Raw genomic sequence first — 15,963 nt, 5'->3', positions numbered from 1 at the left:
CGCCGCGGGCGAGGGTGGACGTCAGATGCGGTTGGCCATGCCCATGCGGGTCAGGACGAACGACTCGAGGATCTGCACGATGTTGTAGAGGATGAGGGCGGCTCCGGTCACGAGGACCACGGCCGTCCACACGGCCGAGAACTGCGCGCCGGTCATGTAGCCGCCGACCGCTCCCCCGATGCCGCCGCCGACGGCGAGCCACTCTGCCAGCAGGGCGCCGGTGATGGCACCGGGCACCGAGATCCGCACGGCGGCGAAGAACTCCGGCAGGCAGCTCGGCAGAGCGACCTTCCGCAGCTTCGTCCACGACGTGCCGCCGTAGACGGCGATGAGGTCGTTCATCTGCGGGGAGGCGGACTTGAGGCCGAACGCGATGGTCACGAGCGCCGGGAACAGCACGACGATGCCGCCGATGACGGCGATCGACGAGAAGTCGCGGCCGAAGATCATGATGATGACGGGCGCCATCGCCACGAGCGGCACGGAGCGCAGCAGCATGGCCAGCGGCATCAGGGCGTGCTCCACGCCCTTACTGAGCTGGAAGACCATCGCGACCACGAGCGCCGCGACCAGACCGGCGGCGAAGCCCACGACCGAGTGCCCGAGCGTGACGCCGAGCTGACCGAACAGCTGCGCGCGGTTCGCCTCCGCGTTGGCCGTCGTGAACAGGAAGTTCCAGACGTCGATCGGCCCCTTGGCGACGTATGGGGTGAGGTTGAAGGCCCAGATCGATCCGACCCAGATGACGAGCACCGCGACGATCGTGAGGAGGAAGGTCGTCAGCGAGCGGCCGACCGCCCGCAGGGCGGCGCGGCGGGTCTCGCGGCGCACATCGGCGCCCACGTCGCTCCGCGGAGCGGGAGCGGCGACCCGGCGGCCGGCAGCCGGCGGGGCGGACGGGGTGCGCGCGGCGATGCCGGCCTCGGCGGTCACCGGACGCCCCCCTTCGACCAGGGCGCCGCGGCGCGCGCGACGAGTCCGACGAGGGCGTAGCCCACGAGGGCCACGGCACCCGAGGCGAGCGCGATGTCCCAGACCCGCGCGGCGTTGAGCCCCTGCTGAGCGGCGATCATCCCGGGTCCGACGCCCAGCGTCGCCCCGCGGAAGAACTCGCCGAGCACGGCGCCGAGGAAGGCGGCGGGCACGGCGATCTGCAGGGCGTTGAGGGTGGCCGGCAGCGCCGCGATCACGCGGACCAGGCGCAGCTCCGTGAAGCGACTGCCGCCGTAGACGGTGATGAGGTCGAGGGTCGCCTTGTCGGCAGCCTTCAGGCCGAGCAGCGTGCCGACGACGGTGGTGAAGAAGCAGCTCAGGGCGGCGAGCGCGATCGCCGTCGGCAGCGGCTGACCGGGACCGGGCACGGGGGCGATGGCGGAGATGAGCAGTCCGATGGCCACGATCGGCACGCAGTACGTGATGATCGCGACCTGCATGACCATGCCCTCGAGGCGCGGCACCACCAGCACGAGCGCCGACAGCGCGAGGGCGAGACCGTTGCCCCAGAGGTAGCCGATGCCGGCCTCGGCGAGGGTGACGCTGAAGTTGCGGACGTAGTAGTCGAATCCGGTCTCGCCGTACTCCACGACCACCTGCAGCGGAGTCGGGATCGCCTGCACGCCACCCGGACCGACGCTCGAGAACACGGTGGCCGCGAGGATCCACCACACCAGCACGATGCCGACGGCTCCGATGAGACCCGACACCCACGCGGGCAGACGGATGTCCTCCCACTGGATGCTGCGTCCCCGCCGCGCCTCAGTGGTCATCGGTGGCGGCGCCTCCCGCGCCGAAGAGCAGCTCGGACGCGTGGTCGACGTACGCGTGGAACTCCGGGGTGCGCATCATCTCCGGCGTGCGCGGACGCGGGAGGTCGATGGTCATGACCTCGGTGATGCGTCCGGGTCGCGGGCTCATGACCGCGACCTGGTCGGAGAGGAAGATCGCCTCCGAGATGCCGTGCGTGACCAGCAGGGTCGTCGCCGGCTTCTCGGTCCAGATGCGCAGCAGCTCCAGGTTCAGGCGCTGGCGCGTCATGTCGTCGAGGGCTCCGAACGGCTCGTCGAACAGCAGCACCGACGGCTTCATGATGAGCGAGCGCGCGATCGACACGCGCTGACGCATGCCGCCCGAGAGCTGCGCGGGCTTCGCCTTCTCGAACCCCGTGAGTCCGACGAGCGCGATCATCTCGGCGACGTACGCCTTGTCGACGGGCTTCCCGGCGACCTCGAAGGGCAGCTGGATGTTGGAGGTCACGCTCCGCCACGGCATGAGCGCCGAGTCCTGGAACGCGATGCCCAGCTCGTTGCCGCGCCGCAGCTCCTTCGGGGTCTTGCCGTCCACGCGGGTCGTCCCGCTGGTGGGCTCCTCGAGCCCGGCGAGGATGCGCAGAATGGTCGACTTGCCGCACCCCGAGGGTCCGAGGAGGGCGAGGAACGTGCCCTGCTCGGTGTGCAGGTCGGCGTCCTGCAGGGCGACGACGCTCTTGCGCCCCGCGCTGAAAACCTTGTTCAGGCCCGTGATCTGCAGGCCGGTGCCCAGGCTGTCCGCCTGGGCACCGGGTGCGGTGATCGTGTCGGTCACGATGACTTCTTCCCGCGGACGATCAGCCCGCGTAGTTCTTGAGGTCGGGGTTCTCCGCGTAGACCTCGTCGAGCAGGCTGAGGTCGAACAGGTCGCCCGCCTGCAGGGTGATGCCCGCCCCTGCCAGGCTGTCGACGGTGAGCGACTGAAGCTCGTCCGAGATGGTGAAGAGGCCGTTGGCCTCGGTCTCCTCCGAGGTGACGAGCTCGTTCTGCGCCTTCGAGCCCGCGAGCGTCTTCTCCGGCTCCAGGTCGAGGTCCTTGCCGTAGACCTCCATGGCGAGGTCCGCGCCGCCCTGCGGGTCCTTGACCGCGTCGGTCCAGCCCTGGATCTCCGCCTTCAGGAAAGCCTTGAGCATGTCGCGCTTGTTCGCGATCGTCTCGTCGGTCGTGGCGACCGTCTCGGCGACGAACGGGAGCCCGTTGTCGGCGAACGGCAGGTTCGTCGTGGCGACGCCCGCCATCTCGACCGAGATGGCCTCGTTGGTCAGGTAGGCGACGAAGCCGTCGACCTCGCCGTTGACCAGCGGCGCCGGGTCGTACTGCACCGGCACGATGGTGAGCTGCGACGGGTCGATGTCGTTCGCGGCGAGGAGCGCGTTGAACAGCGTCGTGTTGGAGTCCTGCACGCCGATCTTCTTGCCGATGAGGTCCTTCGGGCTGGCGATGTCGCCGCCGTCCTTCAGCGACAGGATCGTGAAGGGGTTCTTCTGGAAGGTCGCGCCGATAATCTTCAGCGGAGCGGACTCGTTGGCCACCGCGGCGCCGATCGACACCGAGTCGCTGAGCGCGATGTCGGCCGACCCGCTCAGCAGCGGGGCGACACCGGTCTCCGGTCCGGGCACGAGGTTGACCGACGAGAAGCCGGCATCGCTGTAATAGCCCTTGCTGTCGGCGAAGTACTCGCCCGCGAACTCCTCGTTGAGGATCCAGCTCAGCTGCAGGGTGATGTCGCCGTAGCCCTCGGCGCCGTCGGCCGATGCCGACGAGCCGCCCGCGGAGGTGGAGCCGGAGGCGCACGCCGAGAGCGCGAGCGCGGACAGGGCGACGCCGGCGAGGGCCGCGACGAGGCGCGGTGCGCGCCGGGAGGAAAGGAACGTCATGGGCTGTGTCTCCAGTGGGGGTGCGTCGGGTGAGGCGGGGCACCCTGACACGCGATGCCCTCGCGTGGCTCGACGCTACGAGACGGAGATTTCGCCGACACCGGCGCGGTGTTTCCGGGCCGTTACACGTTCCGGCCCCCGGGCTCAGCGCGGGTGGCCGTGACGGGCGGCGATGGCCGGCAGCGCCTCGTGCACGCGGGCCGACGCCTCGTCCCCCAGCGGGTTGGTCGACGCGCTCCCGTCGTGCACGAGCGCGCCGCCCACGTACACGCCCTTCAGGTTCCGCGGCGTCATCGAGAGAACGTACGAGCGAACCGGGTGCCAGAGCGGTCCGACATCCGGATGCCGCGGGTCGACGACCACGAAGTCGGCGAACTTGCCCACCTCGAGGCTGCCCACCCGGTCGTCCACCCCGAGGATCTCGGCGCCGCCGAGCGTGTGCAGCCGCAGCACGAGCTCCGGCATCATCGACAGCGGATCCTTCGTGCGCGCGCGCTGCATGGCGATGCCCATGCGCATGTTCTGCCACGGGTCCGACACGTCGGTGCACGCCTGGTCGTCGAGCCCGATCCCCACCTTCATGCCCATGGCGAGCATCTCCGGCACGAGCGCGACGCCGGAGGCCAGCCGTCCGTTCGACGCCGGCTGCCACGACATCGACGCCCCGCCGGCGACGGTCTCCTCGATGATCTCGGGGGTGGTCTGGATGAAGTGGCCGAACATCATGTCGGGACCGAGGGCTCCGGCATCCCGGTAGAGGGCGAACTTCGCCCGCTGCTCGGCGATCTGCTCCGGGGACTCGAGGAAGTGCGCCTGATTGGTGACGCCGAACCGCCGCATCGCCGCGACCTCGAACTCCGCGGCGTCGGGGCGGGGCGACCACTGCACCTGTCCCATGATCGACGCGCCCAGCGCGAGGTCGGGGTCGAGGCCGCGCGTGTGGGCGACGGCCGCGGCGAACCGCTCGAAGACCTCGTCGTCGGTGCCCGCGGTGACGTCCATCGCGATCGCGTCGACGAACCGCAGACCGGCGTCGCGACAGGCGTCGGCCTGGCGCGTGTGGTACTCCAGCGGCCGCAGCGGAGCACGTCCGGCGCGACTGCCGGCCACCATCGGCTCCCATGCCTGCTGCGGATCGGTGAAGTTGTAGGCCGTCGTCACTCCGTTGCCGAGGAAGTCGAGCGCGCCGTGCAGCGTCGACCAGTACATGTCCTCCGGACCGAAGTGCGCGGTCGTCCCCAGCATCGAATCGCACCATCCGTAGAGCGTCTCGCTCACGCCGAGGCCGCGGAGGCCGCTCGTGAACAGGTGCGAGTGCGACGAGACGAAGCCGGGCGCGACGAACGCGCCGCCGACGTCGAGCGTCTCGTCGGCCGTCGCAGTGGGCGTGCCCGATCCGATGGCGGCGATGCGGCCGTCTTCGACCAGCAACCAGCCGTTCTCGATGTAGCCGGGATCGTCGGTGCCGGCGGGGACGGTGATGAGGCGGGCGCCTGTCACGAGAAGCGACACGGGGACTCCGTTCGAGGGGGGTTTCAGGGGCGGGGCTCGGCGGCGAGGTGGGCGACGGCTTCGGCGAGCGCCCGGATGCCGCGCTCGACGTCGGCGCCGCTGACGGCCTCGTCGGGGTGATGGCTGATGCCGTCGGGATTGCGCAGGAACAGCATCCCGACGTCGGTCACGGCTCCCATCGCCATACCGTCGTGGCCTGCGCGGCTGAAGACCGTCGGCGGAAGGTCGGAGCCGTCGGGCAGCGACGCGACGATGCCCTCGCGGACGACGTCCTGCAGCAGCGGCGCACAGCGGACGGCGGGCGCGGTGTGCACCCCGCGCGCGTGCCAGCGCAGCCCTCGGCGGCCCATGATGGCGTCGATCTCCGCAGAGATCTCCTGCCACACGCGGTCGCGCTCGCCGTCGTGCTCGGCGCGAAGGTCGAGGCTGAGGTGGGCCTCCCCCGGCACGACGTTCACGGCCCCGGGGAACGCCTCGAGCTGCCCGACGGTGCCGATGATGTGATGCTCCCCGCGGCAGATGCGCTCGACGGCGAGAGCCGCCTCGCTCGCGCCGAGCAGCGCGTCGCGACGCATGTCGTAGGGCGTGCCGCCGGCGTGACGCGACTCCCCCTCGACGACGAGCTGGAAGCGGCGGGCACTGGCGATCGACGACACGACCGCGAGCGGCTCGCCGCGGCGGTCGAGCTCGGGTCCCTGCTCGATGTGCGCCTCGAGGTAGGCGACGAGGTCGTCCGGGCGGCGCGCGGCCTCGCCGATGCGCCCGGGGTCGAGGCCGAACTCGCGGAACGCCTCGCGGAGGGTGGTGCCGTCGGCATCCGTCAGATCCCACCACGCGTCGTTCCACGACCCGGCGACGGCGGAGGAGCCGAGCAGCGCCGTGCCGAAGCGGGTGCCCTCCTCGTCGGAGAACGCGATCACCTCCAGGGCGAAGGGGAACGGCGAGACGTGGCCCGACGCACCCGGGACGCGCAGGAGCCGCACGACCTCGAGGGCCATGAGCACCCCCACGATGCCGTCGAAGCGGCCGGCGTCGGGCACGGTGTCCAGGTGCGACCCCAGCAGGATCGCGGGGGCCTCGGGGTCCGCGGCGGCCAGTCGTCCGATCTGGTTGCCCGCGGCATCCTGCCTCGTGGTCATGCCGAGCTCGCGCATCCACTCCGCGGCGAGACGGTTCACCCGTGCGTGCTCGGTCGAGAGATACACCCGCTCGATGCGCCCGGCCGCGGCGGTGACCCGCGCGAGCTCGTCGCACCGGAGCATGACGCGGCGCGCCGCGGACGCGGTCACGTCGGGCGGCAGCGCGGGGAGGCGGGTGCGCACGGCTCAGGCGCCCGCCCCGGCGTAGACGTCGAGCGCGGCGTCGACGCCGCCACCGGACGCCACCGACGCGCCGTGACGGCGGAGCACGGCCTCGAGGCAGGCGAGCGTCTGCAGCACGGCGTCCTTCCGCGCGTTGTAGCCCATCGTGCCGATGCGCCACACCCGGCCGTGCAGCGGCCCGAACGAGGTGCCGATCTCGATGCCGAAGTCGACCAGCATCGCGGATCGCGCGGCATCCCCGTCGACGCCCTCGGGGATCTCCACCGCCACGACGTTCGTCATCTTGTGCGCGACGTCGCCGAAGACGACGAGCCCGAGTCCCTGCACCCCGGCGAGCATCGCCTCGCCGTGCAGGCGGTGGCGCGCCATCACGGCCTCGCGGCCCTCGACCAGCAGCAGCCGGGCGCATTCGCGGGCTCCGTAGAGCATCGAGGTCGCCTCGGTGTGGTGGTTGAGGCGGCGCGGTCCCCAGTAGTCGAGGATCATGCCCAGGTCGAAGTAGTTGGAGCGGATGAAGTCGGGGGCGTCCTCGTCGCCCTCCTCGCGGATACCGGCCTCGATGCGACGGCGTCCGCCGATCACCTCGACCGCGCGCTCCGACAGCGTGATCGGCGCCGAGCCCGACGGACCGCCGAGGCACTTCTGCAGACCCGCGGTCGCGGCATCCAGCCCCCACGCGTCGGCCTCGAACGGGTTGCCGCCGAGCGACGCAGTGGCGTCGCTGTAGAAGAGCACGCCGTGGCGCGCGCACAGCGCGCCGACGTCCTCGAGCGGCTGGAGCATCGTCGTGGAGGTGTCGCCCTGCACCAGTGCCAGCAGGTGCGGCTTGACCCGGACGACGGCCTCCTCGATCGCCGACACCGGGAAGACCTGCCCCCAGGGCACCTCGATCGTGTGCACCTCGGCGAGCGCCCGCTCGGCGATCTCTGCCAGCAGGTGGCCGAACCGGCCGAACACCGGCACGAGCACCCGGTCGCCGGGCCGGATGAGCGAGATGAGCGCGGCCTCGATGCCGGCGCGGGACGTGCCGTCGACGAGCAGCGTCGCCTCGTTCGCGGTGCCCCAGACCTGCCGGTACAGCTCCTGCGTCTCGGTCATCGTCGCCGTCATGAACGGGTCGTACTGGCCGACGAGCTCCGAGGACATCGCCCGCAGCACCGACGGGTACGCCGAGATCGGGCCCGGGCCCATGAGCAGGCGCGGCGGCGGGGAGACGGGACCGGGGAGGGCGGTCATGGCAGCTCCGATCGGAGGGTCGCGCGGGCGAGGCGGCGCGCGAGGCGGACGAGGGCGATGTCGGTGCCGGCGCGGGCGGTCACGCAGACCCCGACCGGTGCGCCGTCGACGCGCAGCAGCGGGATCGACAGCGACGGCAGACCGGCGACGGCGGCCGGGGTGGTGAGGCGCAGCGTCGCCGCCCGGACGGCGTCGATGCGGTCGCCGGCGGCGGTGCGCAGGGGGGCCGGACCGGGGACGGCGGGCATGAGGATCACGGCATCCTCCACGCACGCCTGCAGGGCGGCGGCGAGAGGCTCGAGCGCGCGCCGGGCGTCGGACTCCTGCGCGGCGGTGATGACGGATGCCGCGGCGAACCGCTCCGCGACGGCCGCCCCGAGCGCATCCGGATGCGCCTGCACCCAGTCGCCGTTGTTGCGCCACGCCTCGGCGCCCTGCACCGTGCGGAACGGCGCGAGGTAGCCGTCGAGGTCGCCGATCGAGGCGTGGACGACGGGCGCGGCATCCGCCTCCTGCAGTCGCGCGAGCAGCTCCTCGAAGGCGGCGCGGGTGGCGGGCTCGACGGCGGCGAGCGCTTCCGTCGGCACGAGGAAGCGCCAGGGCAGATCGTCGTCGGACTCGCCGTAGACGTTCTCGGTCGAGGCGGAGCCGTCGTAGCTCAGGCACCAGTCCACGACGCGCTGCATCGTGTCGCCGTCGCGGGTGAGCCAGCCGATCGTGTCGAAGCTCTGCGCGAGCGGCAGCAGTCCTTGACGCGGCACGAGTCCGTGCGTCGTGCGCAGACCCCAGAGCCCCTGGTAGGAGGCGGGCACGCGGACGGACCCCGCGGTGTCGGTCGCGAGCCCGATGTCGGCCTGGCCGTTGGCGACCGCCGACGCCGGTCCGCTGGAGGACCCGCCGGGAAGGGCGCCCGGCACCGCACCGTTGGGCGGGGTGCCGTAGTGCGCGTTGTCGCCGGCGATGCTGTACGCGAACTCGTCTGTGCGCGCGATGCCGCGCAGCGACGCACCGGCGCGCAGCAGGTCGGCGACGGCGGCCGCGGTGGTGTGCTCGGCGCGCGCCTCCGCGAGGAAGGCGGGGTTGCCGGCGCCGATGCGGTAGCCCTTGATCGCGAACAGGTCTTTCACCGCGACGGTGAGACCGGCCAGCATCCCCTCCCAGGCGCCCTGCCACAGGGGGTCGCCGACGGTGCGCCACACCGACCGGTCGAGGGCCTGGGCGCGGGGCGTGACGTGCGCCGCGGTGATGAGCCACCGGCCGTCGATGCACTCCCAGATCTGCGTCTGCAGCCCCGTGCCGCCGCCCGCGAAGCGAGACACCGACACGATGAGGCTCACGGCGGGCGCGAGCACCCGGTGCTCGATCCGCTCGATCACCCGCGGCGGCACCCCGCCGCGGAGACCGCGGAAGGCGCTGATGGCGTCGTGGCCGACGAGCAGCCCGGCGCCGTCGCCGCGCATCGTGCCCGCGCCGGGGGCGAAGGCCGCGTCGAGCGCGTCGAGGTCGTTCGCCATGATGGCCCGCTCGTACGAAGCGAACGCCGCGAGCAGGTCGGCGGGGACGGATGCCGCGCCGTCGACATCCTCGATGCGTGTCTCACCCACGGCCGGCCGCCTCGTGCGCGACGGGTGATCCGGTCTCGACAGGCCGGTCTGCGGATCCGGTCGCCGCCGGATCGCCTGTCTCCGTCGTGCGCCCGCGGGCCGCGTCGATCGCGGCGAAGTCGGACTCCCGGATGCGGGCGTGCACGCCGCAGACGATGTCGACCACCTGCGAGATGTCGAAGTCGGTCGCGGCGCTGAGGTAGGCGTAGGCGAGGTGCTCCTGCAGGCCCCAGCGAGCCTCGACGAGGGTCAGCGCCGCGCGGACGCAGGCCCGCATCGCCTCGTTCAGGTCGGGGTGAAGTCCCGTCGGGACGAGGTACTCGGGTGTCCGCACCATCGGCCCCGTCACCTCTCCGAATGCGGCGAGCGCCTCGGTGCGCGGGATGACGTCGAAGCGCAGCGTGGCGCGCAGCGAGGCCTCGAGCGCGGTGAGCGCGACCTCGCCGTCGCCCTGGGCGAAGTGCGGGTCGCCGACGTACGCGAGGGCGCCGGCGACCTGCACGGGCAGGTAGAGCGACGTGCCCTCGACGAGCAGGTTGATGTCGATGTTGCCGCCGTGCGATCCGGGCGGCACCGAGTGCGGGCGCTCCGCTCCCGCGACGGCGACCCCCAAGGTGCCGAGGAACGGCGCGAGGGGGAACGCGACGGTGCGCGCCCCGCCGTCGACGGCGGGCAGGAGCCCCACTAGACGCCCGTCGCGCTCCTCGACGGGTGTGAAGACGCTGACGTGGACGTCGCCGCGCGGCAGCTCGCCGACGAGCGCCCCCTTGCCGTGCCGGTTGGAGATCACGCCGTACGGCACGCGCGGCTGCAGGTCGACGACGCTGATCCGCAGCAGATCGCCGGCCTCGGCCCCCTCGACGCGGATGGGTCCGGTGACGACGTGCGGCCCGTCGGCGGACGGGTCGCGGGACAGGCCGGCGGCGATGGCGATCGCATCCTCGAGCACGGCCTCCGGCGCGACGCCCTGAGCCGTGAAGTACCCGAGCGGATCCTTCCCGTGATCCTCGAGGATGCCCTCGTGGCTCACGGTGTCGACGGTCACGGTCTCGCCGGAGCGGATCGTCAGCACCGCGGCATCCGCGGCGCACGGCAGTCGGCCCCACAGCACCGTCTCCGGCGACGCGGGGAGGTAGTGATCGCCCGGGATCTCACCGCCGCCCGGCTGCAGCACCGCGAACGCCGACGTCATGACCCCATCCAACTGCATCAGCCCGCTGCCGACGCGACCGCCGCCGGTCGGGCCGGTCTCGCCGCAGCCGTGGACAGGAGCCGTCCGCGCGGTGAGCCGCGGAAGAGCGGCGCCTCCCCCGCTCCGCCCTCGGTGGCGTCGAACACCTGCTTGCCGTGCAGCCACGTGCGCCGGACGCGACCGCGCAGCTCGCGGCGGTCGTAGGCCGTGATCGGGTTCTTGTGCAGGAGCCGGGCCGCGTCGATGACGTACCGGTCGTCCACGCCGAACGCGGCGAGGTGCGCGGGCGCACCGATCGCGATCCGGCCGACGTCGGTGAGCCCGGCGACGGCGGCCGGTCCGGTCGTGAAGAGCGGGACGAGGGTCTCGAGGGGGATGCCGCGGCTCCGCGCCTCGGTCCACACGGCCGACAGCCCGACCTGGAGTCCGGAGATGCCTCCCCACGCGAGGCCGAAGTCGCCGCCGCCCGAGCGCTTCAGGTCGACCGTGGACGGCGAGTGGTCGCTCACGATCGCGTCGATCGTGCCGTCGACGATGCCCGCCCACAGCAGGTCGCGATTGGCGGAGCCGCGGATCGGCGGGCAGCACTTGAACTCGCTCGCGCCGTCGGGGATGTCCTCCGCGACGATGGTGAGGTAGTGCGGGCACGTCTCGACGGTCAGGGCGACGCCCGATGCCTTCGCGGCGCGGATGGCGGGAAGAGAACCCGCGTCGCTGAGGTGCAGGATGTGCGCGCGGGCGCCGGTGCGGCGGGCCTCGGCGATGACGGCGTCGATCGCGGAGGCCTCGCTCTCGGCGGGCCGGGAGGCGAGGAACGCGTCGTACCCCCGGCCGAGCTCGGCGTGGTCGTGCAGCAGCGCCGGGTCCTCGGCGTGCACGATGAGCCGCGAGCCGAGGTCGGCGACCTCCTCCATCGCGGCGGCGAGCTGCGCGCGGTCGAGGTGCCCGAACTCGTCGACCCCCGACGGCGAGAGGAAGCACTTGAACCCGTAGACGCCGGCGTCGTGCAGCGGCCGGAGCGAGCCGAGGTTCTCCGGCACGGCCCCTCCCCAGAACCCGACGTCGATGAAGGCGGAGGGGGCCGCGGCATCCCTCTTGATCTGCAGCGCCTCCGGCGTGACGGTCGGCGGCAGGGAGTTGAGCGGCATGTCGACGATCGTCGTCACTCCGCCCGCGGCCGCGGCGAGGGTGGCCGAGCGGAACCCCTCCCACTCGGTGCGGCCGGGCTCGTTGACGTGCACGTGCGAGTCGACGAGCCCGGGCAGCAGCACCGCGTCGTCGGGCACGAGGACGGTCGAGCCGATGACCCGGTCGCGCACGCCGACGATGTCGACGATGAGCCCCTTCTCCACCACCACCGTCGCGGGGAAGAACGCCCCGTCGATCCACGTCCGCGCAGCGCGGATGACCTGCCGCTTCCGGATGGTGCGTGTGCTCCGCTCGTGTGCCACGGTCATGCCTCTCCCGTCCGCTGCCGGCGTGCCGCGCATCGGCGCCATCATCGTCCGGCTCCCAGCCTCCCTCACGCGTGTCACGGGCGGGGGCGTCCGCGTTTCCGGCCTGTAAATCCTGTCCGCCGGTGCGGCGGCGGCGCGGCAGCCGGGCGCGGCGGCAGGCCCCGGCGGCCGGGCGCGGCGGCCGGGTGCGGTCCGAACCGGGGCGAGCGCGGAAGCAGGCTGCGGTCCGAACCGAGGCGGGCGCGGAGCACGGCACACGGGCGTAACCCGGGGGAAACGCACCGCGACTAGCGTGACGGCCATGCACCTCGACGAGTTCAACGCCGCGGCACCGGAGGCCGCAGCATCCGTCGCCCTCGTCTGGGCAGCCGTGCCCGCCTGGGCCGATACGATCGTCGCCGGGCGCCCCTATGCCTCGCTCGACGCGCTGACGGCCCGCGCGTCCGCCCTCGCCGACCGGTGGACCGTCGCCGACCTCGACGTCGCCCTGGCCCACCACCCGCGCATCGGACAGCGCCCCGTCGGCCCCGGTGCGTCGGCGGCGGCGTCCCGGCGGGAGCAGGCGTCGATGGCGGATGCCGCGGCCGAGGTCACGGCCGCCATCGCCGCCGGCAACCGGGCCTACGAGGAGCGCTTCGGACGCGTCTTCCTCATCCGCGCCGCCGGTCGCGCGCCGCAGCAGATCCTCGCCGAGCTCCGGCGCCGCCTCGGCAACGACGACGAGACGGAGGCCGCCGAAGCGCTCGGACAGCTCGCCGAGATCGCGATCCTCCGCCTCCGGGGTTCCCTTGCCGACGCGGTCGGCGGGAGGATCGGGCCATGAGCCGCCTCACCACGCATGTTCTGGATGCCGCGACCGGCACCCCCGCCGCCGGCATCGCCGTCGAGCTCGCTGGACCGCGGAGCCTCCCCATCGACGCCGGGGTCACCGACGCCGACGGGCGGGCGACGCTCGGACCGGAGCAGCTGCCCCCGGGCGAGTACACGCTCGCCTTCCGCACCGGCGCCTACTTCGCCGAGCGCGACATCCCCACGTTCTATCCCTTCGTCACCGTGACCTTCACCGTCGAGATCGCGCCAGACGGCTCGCAGCGGCACCTGCACGTGCCGCTGCTGCTCAGCCCGTTCGCCTATTCGACCTATCGAGGGAGTTGACATGGTCTCCGTGAGCCTGGGTGCCAACAAGTACGGCAAGGCCGAGAACCGCGTCGTGCGGATCTACCGCGACACGCCACGGCACGAGATCGTCGACCTGAACGTCACGTCGCAGCTGCGCGGCGCGGCGCTGCGGGACTCCTACCTCACGGGTGACAACGCCCTCGTCGTGGCCACCGACACGCAGAAGAACACCGCCTTCGCCTTCGCGAAGCAGCACGGCATCGCGTCCCCCGAGCAGTACCTGCTGGCGCTGTCGGCGCACTTCGTGGACTCCTTCGACTGGATCGAGGGCGGCCTCTGGCAGGCCGAGCAGTACGAGTGGGACCGCATCACCGTCGACGGCCTCCCCCACGACCACGCCTTCGTGCGCCGCGGGCAGGGCACGCGGCTGGCCGCCGTGCAGGTGGTGGACGGTGCGACCCATGTGACGGGAGGCGTCAAGGACCTCACCGTGCTCAAGTCCACCGGCAGCGAGTTCTCGGGGTTCCCGCGCGACCGCTACACGACCCTCGTCGAGACCGACGACCGCATCATGGCCACCTCCGTCACCGGTCGATGGCGGTTCCTGCCGGAGTCGGTCGCGGCCGGCATCGACTACAACGCGCTGTACGCGGAGGTGTCGGCGGTGCTGCTGTCGACCTTCGCCACCGTGCACTCGCTCGCCCTGCAGCAGACGCTGTTCGCGATGGGCACGGCGGTCATCGAGGCCCGCCCCGAGATCGCCGAGGTGCGCTTCGCGATGCCGAACAAGCACCACTTCCTCTCCGACCTCTCCCCCTTCGGACTCGACAACCCCGGCGAGGTCTTCTACGCCGCCGACCGGCCGTACGGCCTCATCGAGGGCACGGTGACCCGCGACGGAGTGGATGCCGCGCCCGGCACCTGGCTCGACCTGCCCGCGTTCGTCTGACCCCGCCCGGTCCGCCGGCGGGCTCGGCCGCCGGCTCCTGACGACTTCGTGTCCCACTTTCAGCACAACTCGCCGGCGAGTTGTGCAGAAAGTGGGACATGCAACGGGTTCGACGGAAGCGGTGCCGACGCGCGGACACCCGGTCAGTCGGGCGGAGAGCCGGCTCCGCGCGACCGTTCCACCTCGCCGATGGACGGCGCCTCCACCGGCATCCCGTCGCCGCCCTGCTCGGCGGCGATCTCGTCGGACAGCGCCTGCGTGGGGATGAGGCCCGTGCCCTCCGCCTGCGGATGCACCAGAGCCGCGGCGGCCGGGCCGCGCACGGCGTCGTAGGCGCCCATGTGCGCGTCGTCGCCGTGCGTCCGGCGCATCTCGTCCGAGTTCAGCACGAGGTTCAGCACGATCGCCGTGATCGCGCCGGCGCTGATGCCGGAATCGAAGATCAGCGTGAACCACTGCGGGAACTGGTCGTAGATCGTCGGCGTCACCGTCGGCAGCAGCGCGACCCCGACCGAGACCGCCACGATCAGCACGTTCTTGTTGTTGAAGCGCACCTTCGCGAGGGTGCGGATCCCGGATGCCGCGACCATGCCGAACAAGGCGATGCCGGCGCCGCCGAGCACGGCCCGAGGAACGCCCTCCACGATCGCGGAGATCTTCGGGATGAGGCCGAGGACCACGAGGATGCCGCCGGCCATCGTGGCCACCCACCGGGAGCGCACGCCCGTGAGCGAGACGAGCCCGACGTTCTGCGCGAAGGCCGTGTAGGGGAAGGTGTTGAAGATGCCGCCGATGACGGTGCCGAGGCCGTCGGCGCGGAGTCCGTCCGCGAGCTGCCGGCGGTTCACCGGCTTGTCGACGATCTCGCCGACCGCGATCATGTCGCCCGTCGTCTCGGTCATGATCACGATCGCGACGATGAGCATCGACACCACCGACGCGACCTGGAAGGTCGGCAGACCGAAGTGGAACGGCGTGACGACCGCGAACCAGTCGGCCTCGCCGACCGCCGACCAGTCGACCATCCCCGGCACGAAGAGGGCCGCCACCGTGCCCAGCACGAGGCCGAGCAGCACCGAGACCCGCTGCAGGGCGGGCGGGGCGAAGCGCTCGATCAGCACGATGAGCAGCAGCGTCCCGAACGCGAAGGCGACGTTGATGGGCGGCGCGCCCTCGGTGGAGCCGTCCACGATCCAGCCGGCGGCGACCCGCATGAGCGAGAGGCCGATGATGAGGATCACCGTGCCCGTGACGATCGGCGGGAAGAAGCGCAGCAGCTGCGAGAAGAACGGCGCGATGAGGATCATGAAGAGTCCGCACGCGATCGTCGCGCCGAACACCGCCTGAATGCCCTCGCTCTGCCCGATCGCGATCATCGGGCCGACCGCGGCGAAGGTCACCCCCTGCATGAGCGGCAGTCGCACGCCGAAGCGCCAGAAGCCCACCGACTGGATGATCGTCGCGATCCCCGCCACGAAGAGGTCTGCGCTGATCAGGAAGGCGAGGTCCTGGGCGGAATAGCCCAGCGCGCCCCCCACGATGAGCGGAACCGCCACGGCTCCCGCGTACATGGCCAGCACGTGCTGCAGACCGAGCGGGAACAGGCGGGCCAGCGGCGGGATGCCGTCGACGGTGTTGCCCTCCCGTCGCGCGGCTTTCGCCGCCCTGCGGTCGGTGACGTCCGGTGCAGCCATATGGTCCACTCCTCTCCGGGAGCGGGCCGCCGGGACGAACCGCCCCATCGCTTGCGGGCAGACTACGTCCGGCCGCGCGGGGCGGCCGCTCCCGCGGCGAAGTTTTCATCGTGCTGTTACGCGGCCGCAACACCGATCTCGGATGATCGACCTGACGCGCGGGTCGCAGGTCGGGGGGCTTGCGACCCGCGCGCAG

General features: G+C 72.2%; 14 protein-coding genes. 3 read left to right on the top strand and 11 right to left on the bottom strand.

What is annotated here, in order from left to right; all coding sequences use genetic code 11:
• Positions 1 to 21 precede the first annotated feature (21 nt).
• The 10 genes from ABC304_RS08765 to allB form a co-directional block, all read right to left on the bottom strand.
• On the bottom strand, positions 22 to 933 hold the full coding sequence (locus ABC304_RS08765; RefSeq protein ID WP_412930225.1) for an ABC transporter permease: 912 nt from the start codon (positions 931 to 933) through the stop codon (positions 22 to 24).
• Positions 930 to 1,766: an ABC transporter permease gene (locus tag ABC304_RS08760; RefSeq protein ID WP_412930224.1), complete on the bottom strand. Its 837-nt coding sequence runs from the start codon at positions 1,764 to 1,766 to the stop codon at positions 930 to 932. Before ABC304_RS08760 ends, ABC304_RS08765 begins: the two co-directional genes overlap by 4 nt.
• Positions 1,756 to 2,580, bottom strand: a complete 825-nt coding sequence (locus ABC304_RS08755; protein ID WP_412930223.1) for an ABC transporter ATP-binding protein — start codon at positions 2,578 to 2,580, stop codon at positions 1,756 to 1,758. Before ABC304_RS08755 ends, ABC304_RS08760 begins: the two co-directional genes overlap by 11 nt.
• Before the next feature lie 22 nt (positions 2,581 to 2,602).
• A complete protein-coding gene (locus tag ABC304_RS08750) occupies positions 2,603 to 3,682 on the bottom strand; it encodes an ABC transporter substrate-binding protein (RefSeq protein WP_412930222.1) in 1,080 nt (359 codons plus the stop codon).
• A gap of 144 nt (positions 3,683 to 3,826) precedes the next feature.
• Complete coding sequence (locus tag ABC304_RS08745) at positions 3,827 to 5,194, bottom strand: amidohydrolase family protein (protein WP_412930220.1); 1,368 nt, start codon at positions 5,192 to 5,194, stop codon at positions 3,827 to 3,829.
• A gap of 23 nt (positions 5,195 to 5,217) precedes the next feature.
• Positions 5,218 to 6,516, bottom strand: a complete 1,299-nt coding sequence (locus ABC304_RS08740) for an allantoate amidohydrolase (protein WP_412930218.1) — start codon at positions 6,514 to 6,516, stop codon at positions 5,218 to 5,220.
• 3 nt (positions 6,517 to 6,519) lie between these two features.
• Positions 6,520 to 7,752 (bottom strand): pyridoxal-phosphate-dependent aminotransferase family protein, encoded by a 1,233-nt coding sequence (locus tag ABC304_RS08735; RefSeq protein WP_412930217.1) that lies wholly within the window; start codon positions 7,750 to 7,752, stop codon positions 6,520 to 6,522.
• Entirely contained in the window at positions 7,749 to 9,356 is a 1,608-nt protein-coding gene (locus tag ABC304_RS08730; RefSeq protein ID WP_412930216.1) for an AtzH-like domain-containing protein, read from the bottom strand. The genes ABC304_RS08735 and ABC304_RS08730 overlap by 4 nt, the downstream gene beginning before the upstream one ends.
• Complete coding sequence (locus ABC304_RS08725; RefSeq protein WP_412930215.1) at positions 9,349 to 10,548, bottom strand: acetamidase/formamidase family protein; 1,200 nt, start codon at positions 10,546 to 10,548, stop codon at positions 9,349 to 9,351. The genes ABC304_RS08730 and ABC304_RS08725 overlap by 8 nt, the downstream gene beginning before the upstream one ends.
• A 17-nt stretch (positions 10,549 to 10,565) precedes the next feature.
• Entirely contained in the window at positions 10,566 to 12,005 is a 1,440-nt protein-coding gene (gene allB / locus ABC304_RS08720) for an allantoinase AllB (protein ID WP_412930214.1), read from the bottom strand.
• 301 nt (positions 12,006 to 12,306) lie between these two features.
• Here allB and uraD point away from each other — a divergent pair, with 301 nt between their 5' ends.
• Genes uraD through pucL form a run of 3 tightly spaced genes read left to right on the top strand, consistent with a single transcriptional unit; the run spans position 12,307 to position 14,073 of the window.
• Positions 12,307 to 12,828 carry a 2-oxo-4-hydroxy-4-carboxy-5-ureidoimidazoline decarboxylase gene (gene uraD, locus ABC304_RS08715; protein ID WP_412930212.1) on the top strand — a complete coding sequence of 174 codons (522 nt, stop codon included), beginning with the start codon at positions 12,307 to 12,309 and terminating at the stop codon, positions 12,826 to 12,828.
• Positions 12,825 to 13,160 (top strand): hydroxyisourate hydrolase, encoded by a 336-nt coding sequence (gene uraH, locus ABC304_RS08710; protein ID WP_412930211.1) that lies wholly within the window; start codon positions 12,825 to 12,827, stop codon positions 13,158 to 13,160. Before uraD ends, uraH begins: the two co-directional genes overlap by 4 nt.
• A gap of 1 nt (position 13,161) precedes the next feature.
• Positions 13,162 to 14,073, top strand: a complete 912-nt coding sequence (gene pucL, locus ABC304_RS08705; protein WP_412930210.1) for a factor-independent urate hydroxylase — start codon at positions 13,162 to 13,164, stop codon at positions 14,071 to 14,073.
• A gap of 143 nt (positions 14,074 to 14,216) precedes the next feature.
• Here the strand turns inward: pucL and ABC304_RS08700 are convergent, their stop codons facing one another.
• Positions 14,217 to 15,767 (bottom strand): nucleobase:cation symporter-2 family protein, encoded by a 1,551-nt coding sequence (locus ABC304_RS08700; RefSeq protein ID WP_412930209.1) that lies wholly within the window; start codon positions 15,765 to 15,767, stop codon positions 14,217 to 14,219.
• Positions 15,768 to 15,963: the final 196 nt, after the last annotated feature.

Source organism: Microbacterium jepli, from assembly GCF_047237905.1.
Classification (GTDB): domain Bacteria; phylum Actinomycetota; class Actinomycetes; order Actinomycetales; family Microbacteriaceae; genus Microbacterium.
The sequence above is the reverse complement of the archived record's forward strand: the minus strand, read 5'-3'. Positions and strand labels throughout refer to the sequence as shown.